The sequence below is a fragment of the Geodermatophilus sp. SYSU D01186 genome (assembly GCF_054050215.1).
The window spans coordinates 78,552-93,769 of record NZ_JBJGYW010000022.1 but is presented as its reverse complement, the minus strand read 5'-3'; the positions used below and the strand labels follow the sequence as shown (position 1 = coordinate 93,769).

Annotated in this window: 14 protein-coding genes; 10 read left to right on the top strand and 4 right to left on the bottom strand. The window is 74.8% G+C overall.

The features are described from left to right. From ACI784_RS16815 to ACI784_RS16805, 3 genes are all read left to right on the top strand, one after another. Positions 1–317, top strand: a 317-nt coding sequence (locus ACI784_RS16815; RefSeq protein ID WP_457014217.1) for an HNH endonuclease, incomplete at its 5' end; no start/stop codon positions are given. Between the two features lie 220 nt (positions 318–537). Continuing rightward, positions 538–1,053: a hypothetical protein gene (locus ACI784_RS16810; protein WP_457014216.1), complete on the top strand. Its 516-nt coding sequence runs from the start codon at positions 538–540 to the stop codon at positions 1,051–1,053. A gap of 399 nt (positions 1,054–1,452) precedes the next feature. After that, the gene (locus ACI784_RS16805; protein ID WP_457014215.1) at positions 1,453–2,265 is read left to right on the top strand and encodes an SDR family oxidoreductase; all 813 of its coding nucleotides are present in this window, start codon (positions 1,453–1,455) and stop codon (positions 2,263–2,265) included. A 4-nt stretch (positions 2,266–2,269) separates the two neighbouring features. Here the strand turns inward: ACI784_RS16805 and ACI784_RS16800 are convergent, their stop codons facing one another. The 3 genes from ACI784_RS16800 to ACI784_RS16790 form a co-directional block, all read right to left on the bottom strand. Then, the gene (locus tag ACI784_RS16800) at positions 2,270–3,667 is read right to left on the bottom strand and encodes an NAD(P)/FAD-dependent oxidoreductase (RefSeq protein ID WP_457014214.1); all 1,398 of its coding nucleotides are present in this window, start codon (positions 3,665–3,667) and stop codon (positions 2,270–2,272) included. An 85-nt stretch (positions 3,668–3,752) separates the two neighbouring features. After that, complete coding sequence (locus tag ACI784_RS16795) at positions 3,753–4,685, bottom strand: GGDEF domain-containing protein (RefSeq protein ID WP_456924340.1); 933 nt, start codon at positions 4,683–4,685, stop codon at positions 3,753–3,755. Between the two features lie 125 nt (positions 4,686–4,810). After that, positions 4,811–5,761, bottom strand: coding sequence for a S1C family serine protease (locus ACI784_RS16790; protein WP_456924341.1), 951 nt, complete (start codon positions 5,759–5,761; stop codon positions 4,811–4,813). A gap of 103 nt (positions 5,762–5,864) precedes the next feature. Here ACI784_RS16790 and ACI784_RS16785 point away from each other — a divergent pair, with 103 nt between their 5' ends. The 5 genes from ACI784_RS16785 to ACI784_RS16765 all read left to right on the top strand — a co-directional run bounded on the left by ACI784_RS16785 (position 5,865) and on the right by ACI784_RS16765 (position 11,844). After that, entirely contained in the window at positions 5,865–7,838 is a 1,974-nt protein-coding gene (locus ACI784_RS16785; RefSeq protein ID WP_457014213.1) for an alpha-amylase family protein, read from the top strand. After that, entirely contained in the window at positions 7,835–8,998 is a 1,164-nt protein-coding gene (locus ACI784_RS16780) for a carboxylate-amine ligase (protein ID WP_456924343.1), read from the top strand. The genes ACI784_RS16785 and ACI784_RS16780 overlap by 4 nt, the downstream gene beginning before the upstream one ends. A gap of 68 nt (positions 8,999–9,066) precedes the next feature. After that, positions 9,067–9,831 carry an SDR family NAD(P)-dependent oxidoreductase gene (locus ACI784_RS16775; RefSeq protein WP_457014212.1) on the top strand — a complete coding sequence of 255 codons (765 nt, stop codon included), beginning with the start codon at positions 9,067–9,069 and terminating at the stop codon, positions 9,829–9,831. 4 nt (positions 9,832–9,835) lie between these two features. Beyond that, the gene (locus ACI784_RS16770) at positions 9,836–11,137 is read left to right on the top strand and encodes an erythromycin esterase family protein (protein ID WP_457014211.1); all 1,302 of its coding nucleotides are present in this window, start codon (positions 9,836–9,838) and stop codon (positions 11,135–11,137) included. Positions 11,138–11,142: 5 nt separating this feature from the next. Further along, positions 11,143–11,844, top strand: a complete 702-nt coding sequence (locus tag ACI784_RS16765; protein WP_457014210.1) for an alpha/beta hydrolase — start codon at positions 11,143–11,145, stop codon at positions 11,842–11,844. On the opposite strand, the gene ACI784_RS16760 is transcribed toward ACI784_RS16765, so the two are convergent. Beyond that, complete coding sequence (locus tag ACI784_RS16760; RefSeq protein WP_457014209.1) at positions 11,822–13,246, bottom strand: NAD(P)/FAD-dependent oxidoreductase; 1,425 nt, start codon at positions 13,244–13,246, stop codon at positions 11,822–11,824. The genes ACI784_RS16765 and ACI784_RS16760 overlap by 23 nt on opposite strands. Positions 13,247–13,367: 121 nt before the next feature. On the opposite strand from ACI784_RS16760, the gene ACI784_RS16755 reads away from it, so the two are divergent. Next, positions 13,368–14,024, top strand: coding sequence for an alpha/beta fold hydrolase (locus tag ACI784_RS16755; protein WP_457014208.1), 657 nt, complete (start codon positions 13,368–13,370; stop codon positions 14,022–14,024). A gap of 4 nt (positions 14,025–14,028) precedes the next feature. Further along, positions 14,029–15,195: an ROK family protein gene (locus ACI784_RS16750; RefSeq protein WP_457014207.1), complete on the top strand. Its 1,167-nt coding sequence runs from the start codon at positions 14,029–14,031 to the stop codon at positions 15,193–15,195. Positions 15,196–15,218 lie beyond the last annotated feature (23 nt).

Genomic DNA, 15,218 nt, shown 5'->3' with positions numbered 1-15,218 from the left:
ACGGCACCCCGCTGGACCTCGGCCGCGACAAACGCGTCGTGCCCCCGCACCTGCGCAAGGCGGTGGAGGCCCGCGACCGGGGATGTGTGTTCACCGGCTGCCAGGCGCCCACCTTCTGGTGCGACGTCCACCATGTCGTGGAGTGGATCAACGGCGGCGAGACGTCACTACAGAACTCCGCGCTGCTGTGCGAGCGCCACCACACCAAGGTCCACCACGGCTTCCGCGTGCACCGCCAACCCGACGGCCGCTGGCGCACCTGGCGACCCGACGGCACCGAGATCGTGATCAGCCCACCGCTACTCAGCGCCGCATGAGCACGCGACCGGGATCCGGTCGACCGCCTCGCCGTGGCCGCGGCTCAAGGCCTTGTCGCCGCACACGAGGCGTATCCACACTCGGGCCATGGTGGAAGCGGGTCGGGCCACCGGTCGTGGCGCCGCTCGGGAACGTCCGCCTTCCGATCCTGGGACGCCCGGTCGCCCTCCTCTGTGGCAGGTGCCTCCGGACATGGGGGCTCGGCCGGCCCTTCAATCGGTGACCACGGCGGCGGCACCTCTGCTGTCCGGCTTCAGCGTCACACTGGCGGCGGTGGTTGTCACTGACCACGACAAGGTCCGGTGGCCTGGAGTTGCAGTCATCACAGCGGTGACAGCCGCCGTGCTGCTCGGCAGCTGTGTGCAGTTTGGTGCGTGGGCTCGGCAGCACTCGGTCGTGCCCGCCGACTTTCGTGAATGGTTCGAAGACTCCTACGCGCAGAGGCGCGAGCTCTTCGTCCAAGAGGCTTCTCGACAGAATCGCGTCTACGACATCCACGCCAGGCGTGCTCGATCCTCATACAGCGTCGGGATCACGCTGTTACTGGTTGCACTTGGGGTCGCCGTTGTTCCCCCCGACGGCGCTGATCAAGCAGTGCTCCGCTGGGCGGCCGCGTGCGTGGCCTGGATGGCGGGGATCCTGGAATCGGCTTGGTGGGTACTTCTCCGGTTGGACCGCGACAAAATGACCGGAAAGCTCGCCAAACTCGCCGAGTACGTGGCTCCTCGTCCATGAGTTCCCTGGGAGAGGCGATGCCAGAGGTTGATCAGCCACCCGAGTCGAAAGGCTCCCGTTGCCCGTCGTGTCAGGCGCTGGTCCCGGATCACGCCGCCGACTGTCCAAGCCGGGCTGAGGGGGTTGCAGGAACTGCTGATGCCACGCACACAGGCACATCTCATGGGGGGTGGGATCTCGAGACCGGCAGCAGGGGTGCTGACGACTGGCTCGAGAGCCCGGGATCCTCCAAGGGGTACGACGAGACCTTCTGAACGCGTTTCCCGGCGCGGCGGCTCAGTGTGCAGGGGCGGCCCCGGATGCGAGTGCGTGGTCAGAGCGGTCGGAGGTCTCGGCAGTTGAGGCGCGTCAGAGGCGGTGTGCGCTGCGGTCCGCGCCGGCTGTTCCTAGCCTTCGGCCATGAGCGAGAGCGCGCGCGGGTCCAGGGTCGCCATCATCACCGGGTCCGAGTCGGGCATCGGGCGGGCGACCGCGGTCGCGCTCGCCGAGGCCGGCTGCGACATCGGCATCACGTGGTACCGCGAGCAGGCCGCCGCGGAGGCCACCGCCGAGGAGGTTCGCGGGCTGGGCCGCCGGGCCGAGGTCCGCCACCTCGACCTCACGCAGCTGCCGGGGGCCGCCGACGTCGTCGACGACCTGGCCGAGGCGCTCGGCGGGGTCGACGTGCTGGTCAACGACGCCGGCACCGGGCACATGTCCACGGTCCTCGACACCGACTTCGCCACGTGGCGGGAGGTGCTGGCCACCGACCTCGACGGCGCCTTCCTCTGCCTGCAACGGGCGGCGCGCCGGATGGTGGCCGCCGGGCGGGGTGGGCGGATCGTCAACGTCACCAGCGTCCACGAGCACCAGCCGCGGGTCGGCGCGGCCGCCTACTGCACGGCCAAGGGAGGCCTGGGCCTGCTCACCCGCGTCGCCGCGATCGAGCTCGCCGAGCACGGCATCACCGTCAACGCCGTCGCCCCCGGCGAGATCGCCACCCCGATGACCGGCCAGGAGGACGAGGACCCGACCGCGCCCGGACACGAGCGCCCCGGTGTCCCGCTCGGCCGTCCCGGCGACGCCCGCGAGGTCGCCGCCGTCATCGCGTTCCTCGCCTCCCCGGCGGCCGGGTACGTCACCGGCGCCTCGTGGGCGGTGGACGGCGGCATGCTGCAGATGGGCCCGATGGCCGGTTCCCACATGCAGGGTGACGACTGGCGCCGACCCTGACGGCTCACCCGGCGAGCAGCTCCAGCAGTAGCGCCCGGTCCGGGCCGGGGGCGGCCGGTACCGGCGCGTCCGCGTACGCCTCCAGCCGCTCGCGCAGGCCGGGTCGGGCCAACGCCTGCTCCGGCAGGGCGAGGCAGGTGATGGTCTCCATGACTGCCCGGTAGGCGTCGGCGTCGTACATCGCGGCGGCCAGCAGCCGCGCCCGGACCGGGTCCAGGGGCGGCGGTTCGCGCCCTTCCCGGATCGCGTCCATCTCCGCGATCCGGACGCGGTCGGCGGCGACCTGGTTGCGGAAGAACGGGGTCACCTCCCGCTCGGTGGCCTCGTCGAACGCGCGCACGAGGTCGACCGGGTCGGCGAGGTGCTCGCGGACCGCGGTCCGCAGCTGCTGGGCGTGCACCATCCCGACCGACAGCCCGCGTCCGGCCGAGGGGTTGGTGCAGGCCCAGGCGTCGCCCACCGGGGCGTAACCGGTCACGACCGGCTCGTCGTCGACGACGAGCCGGCGGTAGCAGTCGAGGACGCCGGCCATCGCGAGCACGTCGGTGATCGGCCGGCCGTCCAGCCAGTGCGCGTGCCGGGGGCAGGCGGCCACCACACGGGTGAAGGCGGCAGGGTCACGGAGGGCCTTGAGCGGGGTGTCGCGGGTCGGTCCGAAGACCGTCACCGACCAGGTGCCGTTGTCGGCGATCAAGGTGATGAGCGAGATGCTGCCCAGCGGCGTCAGCTGCGGGCCCATCCGCCGGGGCTGCTCGGGCCCGGTGTAGTAGCGGGTGTAGTACACGAAGCCACCGGTCTGCCCCTCCACGTGCGGTGGCCGGGTGCCGAGCTCGGCCAGCCAGTCCGCGCCGGTCGTCCGGCGGCCGCACGCGTCCACCACCAGGTCGGCCGGCAGCACGGACCCGTCGTCGGTCCGGACACCGGCGACGTGCGGGACGCCGGGGAGCGCCGCCGCCCCTGGCACCAGGCCGGTGGCGCGCACGCCCCGTCGCACGGTGAGCCCCGGGTGCTCGGCCGCCTCCCTCGCCACCACCGCCTCGGCGACCGGACGCCGCCCGGTGACGAACCGCAGCCGGTCGTCCCCGGGCCGCGGCGCGCGGTCCTCGATCGTCGGCGGCAGGGCGGAGGTGTAGTCCCCCCAGGTGCAGCCGCCGGCATCCAGCCGGTCGACCAGCCCCGGCAGCTCCTCCTCGGCGACGAGGCGGAAACGCGGGAAGAGGGTGTGCGGCTGCCGGAACTGCGCCACGCCCTTGCGGCGCCAGTCGTCCCAGGCGTCGACCGGCGTCTCCGGCGGATCGAGGGCATCGGCCTCCAGGACGGTCACCTCGTGGCCGTCGTCGGCCAGCATCATCGCCACCGACAGGCCGATGACGCCCCCGCCACAGACCACGATCGCTGCCATGCCGGCCTCCCAGGACGGACCCGGCCACGGTCTCCCGCCCGCGGGGGGAGGGACAGGGCCGGAGGACCCCGGCAGGGGCGCTCCCTCAGGCGGAGCGGCGGCTGCGCCGCTTGTGCCGGTAGAGGTCGGCGTCGGCGCGCAGGAGCAGCTCGGAGAGGGTGTCGCCGGGGCCGGCGGTGGCGGTGCCGGCCGACCAGGACGCCGGGTGGCTCTCCTGCAGCCGGGCGATCAGCTCGGACGCGGAGGCGGCGTCCGTGTCGGGCAGGCACAGCACGAACTCGTCACCGCCGTAGCGGCCGAGCAGGTCGGCGGTGCGCAGCTCGCTGCTCCACGCCCGGGCCAGCGACTGCAGCAGCGCGTCGCCGGCGTGGTGCCCGTCGATGTCGTTGATCGACTTGAACCCGTCGAGGTCGAGCACGGCGATGGTCAGCGGCTCGTCGGTGCGCAGGGCGTGGGCGAGGCTGCGCTCCGCGCCGGCCACCCACGCCCGCCGGTTGGCCAGCCCCGTGAGCGGGTCGGTTCCGGCGGCGCGCTGCAGCTTGTCCGAGATGCGGGCCTGCGCCTCGGCCAGGACGACGACCGTCACCGTCATCGTCACCCACGGCATCACGAAGCCCGTCGGGGCCGCAGCGACCGCGCCGGCGGTGGCCGCGAGGACGAGGAACACCACGTGTGCCCGGGCGGCGCGCAGCGACAGGTAGTGGGCGCACAGGAGCGCGACCGCGACCATGGACGGGCCGAGGCCGACGACGCCCACGGCGGTGGCCGAACGCCAGGCGAGCAGGCCGATGAGGGCCGACATCAACGCGACGGCGAACTGCACCGCGCCGTCGCCCAGCCGGTCGCGCCGCCACCACAGCAGCGCGGCGCCCAGCACCCCGACGGTGCTCAGCGCCCACGCCAGGCGCACCGGGGTGTCCGGCGACATCGGGTTGAGCGCCCCGACGGCGCAGAGGACCCCGCTGACGGCGTACAGCAGCGCGAGCAGTGCGATGCCAGTCGGCCGATCCCGATCCACGTGTCCCCCGTTCGTCCCGGTCAGCATCGGCCGGACCGGTGACGTTCCGCAGTGCGACGACGGGACGTGCCCCGAACGGGGGAGCCCGGCGGGCACCCGGCCGGGCGACCGGGGCCGCCGTCCGGTCACCCGCCGGTGAGCTCCGTGGGCACCGTGACGACGTCGACCATCGCCCCGCGCCGCGAGACGGTCACCGGCAGCGGCTGCCCGATGGCGTCCTCGAACAGCAGCCGCTGCAGGCTCTGCGCCTCCGCCACCGGACGGCGCCCGGCCTCCAGCACCAGGTCGCCGGCCTTGAGCCCGGCCCGGTCGGCGGGGGAGCCGGGGACGACGTCGACGATGCGCAGCCCCCGGCGGCGTCCGGTCCGCTCGGCGAGCGGGGCGGGCAACGGCGCCGGCGTGCTCACCAGGCCCAGGTAGGCCCGGCGCACCCGGCCGTCCCGGGCCAGCGCACCGACGATCCGCCGGGTGGTGTCGTTGACCGGGACCGCCAGCCCCAGACCCCAGCCGGCGACCGCGGTGTTGATGCCGACGACCCGGCCCGCGGAGTCGGCCAGTGCACCGCCCGAGTTGCCGGGGTTGAGCGCGGCGTCGGTCTGGATCACGTCCTCGACGACGCGGGCGGTCCGCCCGTCGCGCGTGGGCAGGGACCGGCCCAGCCCGCTCACGACCCCGGCGGTGACCGAGCCGGCCAGCCCCAGCGGGTTGCCGACCGCGACGACGAGCTGGCCCACGCGCAGCTCGGTGGCCTCGCCGAGCTCGGCCGGGGGCGGGGTCGCCGTCCGGGCGCGGACCACGGCCAGGTCGGAGAGCGGGTCGGCGCCGACGACGTCGACGTCGGCCTCGCTGCCGTCGGCGAACACCGCCCGGCCGTACCGCGCACCGCCGACGACGTGGGCGTTGGTGAGCATGAGCCGGTCCCCGGGGACGACGACCGCCGAGCCCGCGCCGCCGCGCCCGCCGGGCCCGGTGACCTGCAGGGCCGCCACGTGCGGGGTGAGCTCGGCGGCGACGGCGGTGACGATGCGGGAGTAGGCGTCGAGGGCCGTGGTGTCGGGATCAGGGGCCAGGGACACGGTCGCCTCCTTGCTTACAGGATTACAGCTCCCAGTGAACGCCTCCGCGGGGTCGTCCGGCGAGAGTCATGCCGTGGGCGAACAGCGCCCCGATACTGGGCCGATGACGGTCTCGGCGGCCGCTCGCCGGGAGGCGGCGGAACGGGCATGGGCGGGGCTGCGGCCCCGGGTGGAGCAGGCCGCGGTCGCCGCGCTGGGAGAGGCCGAGGCCGACGCCTTCCTCGCCCGCGCCGACCTGGCGGTGTACGACGTGCACGAGCCGCTGGCGATCCTCTACGGACCGGCCGCCGACGAGCTGGTCGAGCGCGCGCTGCGCGTCGTCCTCGCCGCCGCGGCCGATCGGCCGGAGCCGCTGCGCCGGCTCGACCGGCGGCGGGAGATCGACCCCGCGTGGTTCCAGCGGGCGAGCACGCAGGGCTACGTCTGCTACGTCGACCGCTTCTGCGGCACGCTGGACCGGCTGCCCGCGCACCTGGACCACCTCGCCGAGCTCGGCACCACCTACCTGCACCTCATGCCGCTGCTGCGGCCGCGCGAGGGCGAGAACGACGGCGGGTACGCGGTCGCCGACTACCGGTCGGTCGACCCGCGGCTGGGCACGATGGCCGACCTGGAGGCGGTGGCGGCGGCCCTGCACGAGCGGGACATGAGCCTGTGCATCGACCTCGTGCTCAACCACACCGCCCGCGAGCACCCGTGGGCGCAGGGGTGGCTGGCCGGCGACCCTGCGTACGCCGGCTTCTACACCGCCTTCCCCGACCGGACGGTGCCCGACGCCTACGACGCCACCATCCCGGAGGTGTTCCCCGACCGGGCGCCGGGCTCGTTCAGCTGGGTGCCCGAGGCCTGCGGCGGCGCCGGCGGGTGGGTGTGGACGACGTTCTGGCCCTACCAGTGGGACCTCGACTACTCGAACCCCGAGGTGACTCTCGCGATGCTCGGCGAGATCGCCTGGCTGGCCAACCGCGGGGTCGACGTCTTCCGCATGGACGCCGTGCCGTTCATGTGGAAGCGGCTGGGCACCTCCTGCCAGAACCAGCCGGAGGGGCACAGTCTCCTGCAGCTGCTGCACGCGCTCACCCGGCTGGCCGCCCCCGGCGTGATCTTCAAGGCCGAGGCGATCGTCTCGCCCGACGACCTGGTGCCCTACCTCGGCGGGCACGACCGCTTCCGGCCCGAGTGCGAGCTGGCCTACCACAACCAGCTCATGGTGCTGCTGTGGAGCAGCCTGGCCACCCAGGACGCCCGCCTGGCCCGCACCGCGCTGCGCCGGATGCAGCCGATCCCGCCGTCGTCCACCTGGGTCACCTACGTGCGCGGGCACGACGACATCGGCTGGGCGATCACCGACGAGGACGCCGCGGCGACCGGCGTCGACGGGTTCGGCCACCGCCGGTTCCTCAACGACTTCTACTCCGGCCGCTTCCCCGGCTCCTTCGCGCGCGGCGCGCTGTTCCAGGAGAACGAGGTCACCGGCGACGCCCGCATCTCGGGCTCGGCGGCGTCCCTGTGCGGCATCGAGGCCGCGCTCGAGGCCGGCGACGACGCGGCGCTGGACGCCGGGATCCGCCGGCTGGTGCTGCTGTACTCGGTCGCCTACGCCCACGGCGGCATCCCGCTGCTCTACATGGGCGACGAGCTGGCGCTGCGCAACGACCCCGGCTACCTCGACGACCCCGAGCGCGCCCCGGACAACCGCTGGATGCACCGCCCGCCGATGGACTGGTCCGCCGCCACCCGCCGGTGCGACCCGGCCACCCTCGAGGGCCGCGTCTTCGCCGCGCTCCGCCGGCTGGGGGAGGTCCGGCGCTCGCTGCTCGCGCTGCGCGGCGGGGTCGAGCCCGTCGTGCTGGACGTCGGGGACGACGCGGTGCTGGCCTGGTCGCGGCGCCACCCGCGCAGCGGCACGTTCGTCGGCCTGGCCAACTTCTCCCCGGAGCCGCGGACGGTGGACGCCGACACCGTCACCGGGTTCGGCACCTTCGACCAGGTGCACGGCAGCGACGGCCCGCTGGAGGTGGTCGAGGGCCGGCTGGTGGTCCCCGGCCTCGGCTTCGCCTGGTTCGCCGAGCCATGACCGGCGCGGGGGCCGGCCGGACCGCGGCGCCCACGCCCTCACGGGCCGGCGCGACCGTCGGCGTCGAGGAGGAGTTCCACCTCGTCGACCCGGGCACCTTCGAGCTCACCCCCAGCCCGTCGCTGAGCGCCGCCGTGCTGCAGGGCACCGCCGGGGCGCACGTGCACGCCGAGATCGTCACGACGCAGCTGGAGACCTCCACCGGCATCTGCACCACGATCGACGACCTGCGCGCCGCACTGGTCGCCACCCGGGCCGAGGCGGTGGCCGCCGCCGCCGGTGCCGGCCTGGCCGTGCTGGCCGCCTCCACCCACCCCTTCGGCTCGTGGCGCCAGCAACGGCTCACCCCGGCGCCGCGGTACGAGGCCATGGTGGCCCGCTGGGCGGTCCTCGCCGAGCAGCAGGACATCTGCGGCTGCCACGTGCACGTGGGCGTCCCGGACGTGGACACCGCGGTGGCGGTCATGGACCGCGCCCGCCCGCACCTGCCGGTGCTGCTGGCGATGACCGGCAGCTCGCCGTTCCACGACGGCGTCGACACCGGCTACGAGAGCTGGCGCACCACGTGGTGGTCCCGCTGGCCCAACGCCGGCCCGCCCGAGCACCTGGGCAGCGCCGACCGGTTCCGGGAGGTCGTCGCCGGGCTGGTGCGCAGCGGGGTCGTCGCCGACGGCTCCCACCTGTACTGGGACGTGCGGCCCTCCGCGCGCTGGCCGACGCTGGAGTTCCGGCTGGCCGACGTCTGCACCGACCTCGACGCCGCCGTCCTGCACGCCGCGCTGGTGCGCGCGCTGGTCCGGGTGCTGGCCGGCCGCGCCGAGGCCGGCGAGCCGTTCCCCGACGTGCGTCCCGAGCTGCTGCGCGCCGCGCGCTGGCGGGCCGCCAAGGACGGCCTGACCGGCGAGCTGTTCGACCCCGGGGCCGGTGAGCCGGTGCCGGCCCGCGCCGCGGTCGACCGGTTCGTCGCGGAGCTCGCCGACGACCTGCGGGCCCACGGCGAGGAGGACGAGGTGTCCGCCCTGCTGGACCGGCTGTGGGCGCACGGCACCTCCGCCGCCCGGCAGCGGCGCACCTGGGCACGCACCGGGGACCCGCGGGCGGTGGCCGCCGAGGTCGTGCGCGAGGGCACGGCCGTGGGCGGCGGTGTGCCCGGCCCGTGAGCGCAGGAGTGGCCGCGCGGCGCGCGGGTACGGGCAGGTCCATGACGGAGACGCGTCCCCTCGCCCTCGTGACCGGAGCCTCCAGCGGGATCGGCCTGGAACTGGCCCGGCAGTTCGCCGGCGCGGGCTTCGACCTGGTCGTCAACGCCGAGGACGCCGAGCTGACCACCGCCGCCGAGCAGCTGCGGGCCGAGGGCGCCACGGTCCAGGCCGTGCAGGCCGACCTGCGCACCCGGGCCGGGGTGGAGGCCCTCCACGGCGCCGTCCAGGCCACCGGCCGCCCGCTGGCCGCGGCCGCCCTGAACGCCGGGGTCGGCTTCGGCGGGCCGTTCGTGGAGAACCCCCTCGAGCGGGAGCTCGAGATCATCGACCTCAACGTCACCTCGACCGTCGTCCTGGCCAAGCTGGTGCTCCGCGACATGGTGGCCCGCAACGAGGGCCGGGTGCTGTTCACCTCGTCGATCGCCTCGACCATGCCCGGGTCGTTCCAGGCGGTCTACAACGCCTCCAAGTCCTTCCTCCAGTCCTTCGCCGAGGCGCTGGTGGAGGAGCTGAGGGACAGCGCGGTCACGGTCACCTCGCTCATGCCCGGCCCGACCGACACCGAGTTCTTCGACCGCGCCGAGATGCAGGACACCAAGATCGGCGCCAGCGAGAAGGACGACCCGGCGCAGGTCGCGAAGCAGGGCTTCGAGGCGCTGATGAAGGGCGAGGACAAGGTCGTCGCCGGCTCGCTGATGACCAAGGTGCAGGGGGCGGCCAACGCGGTGATCCCGGACCGGCTCAAGAGCAAGGCGCACCGGCAGATGGCCGAGCCCGGGAGCGCGGAGTAGGACCGTGCCCGACGGCCTCCGCGACCTCGCGCTCCCCCTGCGGGAGCCCGCCGACCTCGACCCGCTGCTCGAGCGGGTGGGCGAGGCGCGGATCGTGGCGATCGGCGAGGCCAGCCACGGCACGCACGAGTACTACGCGTGGCGGGCGGCGCTGACCCGGCGCCTGGTCACCGAGCGCGGCTTCGGCCTCGTGGCGGTCGAGGGGGACTGGCCCGACTGCTACCGGGTCAACCGCAGCGTCAAGCTGCGCCCAGGGGCCGACGACGACACCCGCGACACCCTCGACGCCTTCGCCCGGTGGCCCACGTGGATGTGGGCCAACGACGACGTCGTCGGGTTCTGCCGCTGGCTGCGGGAGGTCAACGCCGCACGGCCGGAGGCGGAGCGGGTGGGGTTCTACGGCCTGGACGTCTACAGCCTCTGGGACTCGATGCACGAGCTGGTCGGCTGGCTGCGCGAGCACGAGCCCGAGCACGTGGCCAAGGGGACGCAGGCCCTGGCCTGCTTCGAGCCCTTCGGCGAGGACGGCGCCGAGTACGCCTTCGCCACCCGCTTCGCGCCGACCACGTGCGAGCAGACGGTGATCGAGCTGCTCGCCCACCTGTGCGAGGAGCGCGGCCGGCAGGCACCGGCCGACGACCCCGAGGCCCACCTGTCGGCCGAGATGAACGCCGCGGTCGTCGCCGGCGCCGAGCGGTACTACCGGGCCATGGTGGGCGGCTCGGCGGAGTCGTGGAACGTCCGCGACGTGCACATGGCCGACACCCTCGACCGGCTGCTCGAGCACCGTGGCGACGGCACCCACCCGCCCAAGGCGGTCGTCTGGGAGCACAACACCCACGTCGGCGACGCGCGCGCCACCGACATGGCGGGGGCGGGGATGGTCAACGTCGGCCAGCTGCTGCGGGAGCGGCACGGCGCCGGGGACGTCGTCCTGGTCGGCTTCGGCAGTCACCGCGGCGGCGTCGTCGCGGGGCGAGAGTGGGGCGCGCAGATGCAGCGGATGGAGGTGCCCCCGGCGCGGGCCGGCAGTCTCGAGGCGCTGCTGCACGACGAGGTGGGGGAGGACGCCCTGCTGGTCTGGCCCCCGGACGGGCCGCGCCCGGCCGCGCTGGACCGGCAGCTGGACCACCGCGCGATCGGCGTGGTCTACCGGCCCGAGCGCGAGCGGTGGGGCAACTACGTGCCCACCGTGCTGGCCCGCCGCTACGACGCGTTCCTCTACCTCGACACCAGCCGCCCGCTGCAGCCGCTGCACCTGGAGCGTGCCGACGAGCACGTGCCGCCGGTCGCGCACACGGTCTGAGGCCGGTGCGCGAGGCGGCCGACGGGCGGGTGGAGAGCCGCCCGGCGACGACCCCCTCCGGACGGCCCTTCGCGGCCGGCCTGACCTCGCTGGACCTCGGAGGGCGGGCCGAGGCGCTGGTCGCCGTCCCCGCGGGGGACGGACCCCGGCCGCTGCTGGTCTTCTGCCACGGCGCCGGGGGGACGGCGGCGCAGGGCCTGGTCGCCGTCCGCGCGGCCGCCACCGCGCGTGGGGCGCTCGTGCTGGCGACGACGTCGGTGGCCCGGACCTGGGACCTGCTCACCGGCGGCCTCGGCCGCGACGTGGCGGTGCTCGACGCGGCCCTCGACCGGGTCTTCGGCGCCCACCCGGTGAGCCGGGTCGCGATCGGGGGCTTCTCCGACGGCGCCTCCTACGCGCTCTCCCTGGGCCTGGCCAACGGCGACCTGCTCGACGCCGTCCTGGCCTTCTCCCCGGGCTTCGTCGCCGCGCCCGCCCACCGCGGCCGGCCGCGGGTGTGGGTCTCCCACGGCACCGGCGACCGCGTGCTCCCGGTCGACCGCTGCGGCCGGCGGGTGTCCCGGGAACTGGCCGCAGCCGGGTACGACGTCACCTACGACGAGTTCGACGGCGGCCACGTCGTCCCGCCGGACTCGGTGGCCGCCGCCCTCGACAGCTGGCTGGGTGACGGCGGAGGAGCGGACGCTAGGCGGAGCGGCGCTCGGTGAGGTCCTCGGTGCTGTGCTGGGCGTCCTTGGGGCCGCCGCTCTTGGAGATCGCGAAGTCCGAGCCGAGCTGCTCCAGGGCCAGCCGGCCGTAGACCTGCTGCTGGGTGGCGACCCGCTCGGCCCGGCCCCGGCCGAGGAAGCTCACGATCCAGTGCAGGACGGCGGTGAGGCGGCTCTTGAAGCCGACGATGTAGGCCAGGTGGACCACCAGCCACATCACCCAGGCCAGGAAGCCCTCCATCTTCAGCTTGCCCACGTCGGCCACGGCGGAGAACCGGGAGATCGTGGCCATCGAGCCCTTGTCGAAGTACCGGAACGGGCCCTTGGGCTCGCGGCCGGCGATCCTCCGCTGGATCTGCTCGGCGGCGTAGCGGCCGCCCTGGATGGCGACCTGGGCGACGCCGGGCAGCCGGTCCAGGCTCATCATGTCGCCGACCACGTGCACCTCGGGGTGGCCGGGCAGGGTGAGGTCGGGCTGCACCGAGACCCGGCCGGCCCGGTCGATCTCGGCGCCGGACTGCTCGGCCAGCTGCCGGCCCAGCGGGCTGGCCTGGACGCCGGCGGCCCAGATCTTGGTGGCGGCCCGGATGCGGCGCACCTGGCCGTCGCCGTCCTTGACCTCGATGCCGTTGGCGTCGACGTCGGTGACCATGGCGCCCAGCTGCACCTCGACGCCGATCTTGTTCAGCTGGCGGCGGGCCCGGTCACCGAGCTTCTCGCCGAACGACGGGAGGACGGCGGGTGCGGCGTCGAGCAGGATCACCCGCGCCTGGGTCGGGTCGATCCTGCGGAAGTCCCGGCGCAGCGTGCGGTGGGCCAGCTCGGCGATCTGCCCGGCCATCTCCACCCCGGTGGGGCCGGCGCCGACGACGACGAAGGTCAGCAGCCGGTCGACCTCGGCCGGGTCGGTGGCCAGCTCGGCGAGCTCGAACGCGCCGAAGATGCGGCCGCGCAGCTCCAGGGCGTCGTCGACGCTCTTCATGCCGGGGGCGAACTCGGCGAACCGGTCGTTGCCGAAGTAGGACTGCCCGGCACCCGCGGCGACGATCAGCTCGTCGTAGGGGTGCACCGTGGTGCGGCCCAGGATCGTCGAGGTGACCGTGCGCGCGGCCAGGTCGATCCTCGTGACCTCGCCGAGCACGACCCGGGCGTTGCGCTGACCGCGCAGGATCTCGCGGGTCGGCGGGGCGATCTCGCCCTCGGACAGGATGCCGGTGGCCACCTGGTAGAGCAGCGGCTGGAACAGGTGGTGGCTGGTCTTGCCCACGATGGTGACGTCGACCGGGGCCTTCTTCAGCGCCTGCGCGGCGAACAGCCCGCCGAAGCCCGACCCGATGATGACGACCCGAGGCCGACCGGAGCGGGTGGTGCCGACGGGGGCGGTCTCAGGTGATGTCGTCATGATGAATCAGTCTCCCACTCCGGCTTCTCCTGGCCGTGCGCGGCCCCGCGCGATGCAGGCCACAGTCTGGCGCACTACCCGCTGGTCGGCGTACCACGCGGGGAACCGGTAGACCGGAGCGGTGCCCACCCGCCGCCCGCGACCGGTGTTCGTCCCCGGCCTGGGGCTCGACGCGCGCTCCTCCGCCCGCGTGCGCACCCGCCGGCCCGGTGACGTCGTCGTCCTCCCGGGGATGGGGCTGCCCGGCCCGGTGCCCCCGCTGGAGGACCTGGCCGCGCGGCTGCGCGCCCGGCTCGGGGACGGTCCGGTGCTGCTGGTCGGGCACTCGCAGTCCTGCCAGGTGGTCGCCGCGGCGGCCGATGACCCGCGGGTGGCCGCGGTGGTGCTGCTCGGGCCCACGACCGACCCGCGGCTGCGGACGTGGCCGGTGCTGGCCGGCCGGTGGCTGCGGACGGCGGCCCGCGAGCCGTGGGCGCAGGTGCCGCTGGTGCTCGCGCAGTGGCTGCACACCGGCCCGCGGGCGATGCGGCGCCTGTGGCGGGTCGCCGCGCCGGACCGCATCGACGTCCGCCTGCGCGGTGTGCGCGTGCCGGTGACCGTCGTCCGCGGCACCCGCGACCGGCTCTGCGCGCACGACTGGGCGGCCACCGTGGCGGCCGCCGCGCGGCGGGGCCGGCTGGTCGAGCTGCCCGGGGCCGCGCACATGACCGTGCACACCCACCCGGACGAGGTCGCCGCGCTGATCGAGGGGGAGAGTGGCGCGGTCGTGTCACGATGACGGCGTGGCGCACACATCTGCATCCGCCGGGGCGCTCCTGCGTCACGTGCGGACCGGCCGTGCGCGCAGCCGGGCGGACCTCGTGGCGCTCACCGGCGCGTCCCGCAACACGGTGAGCGCGCGGGTGGACCAGCTGATCGCGGCCAACCTCCTGGAGGAGGGCGGTCCGGGCTGGAGCACCGGCGGCCGGCCACCCACGCTGCTCCACTTCAACAGCCGGGCCGGGTGCGTGCTCGCCGTCGACCTCGGGGTGACCAGCGTCGACGTCGCGGTCACCGACCTGTCGGCGCAGATCCTCGCCACGGCCGGGCACCCGATCGACATCGCCGAGGGCCCGGGGCCGGTGCTGGCCGAGGTCGACCGGCTCTGCCAGAAGGTGCTCGCCGAGGCCGGTCTCACCCCGGCCGACGTCTGCGCGGTCGGTGTCGGCGTGCCGGGGCCGGTCGAGTTCTCCAGCGGCCGCCCCTCCCACCCGCCGATCATGCCGGGCTGGCACGACCACCCGATCCCCGACGCGTTCCGCCGCTACGAGTGCCCCGTCTTCGTCGACAACGACGTGAACGTCATGGCCCTGGGGGAGATGGGCGTCGGCGGCTCGGTCCAGGACGTGCTCGTCGTCAAGGTCGGCACCGGCATCGGCTGCGGCGTCATCGTCGACGGCCGGGTGTACCGGGGCGCCCAGGGCAGTGCCGGGGACATCGGGCACATCTACGTCGCCCAGCCCGACGGTCGGACCGTGGTGTGCCGGTGCGGCAACGAGAACTGCCTCGAGGCGATCGCCGGCGGCGGGGCGCTGCTGCGGGACGCCGTCGCCGCGGGACTGCCGGTCAGCACCACCCGGGAGCTCGTCGAGCGCGCGGCCCACGGCGACGGCCCGGCGCTGGAGCTGGTCCGCGACGCCGGCCGCACCATCGGCACGGTGCTCGCCGCGCTGGTCAACTTCTTCAACCCGCACCGGATCGTGATGACCGGCGGCGTCGCCCGCGCCGGCGCCCCGCTCCTGGCCGGGATCCGCGAGGCGGTGTACCGCCGGTCGATGCCGCTGGCCGCGCGGAACCTGGAGATCACCGTCAGCGACGCGCCGGACCTCTCCGGCCGTCTCGGGGCGGCCCTGATGGCGATCGAGGGCTTCCTCGACGAGGACGCCGTCCTCCAGGCCCTGGCCCAGTAGCCCCCGCTCAGCAGGGCGTCCAG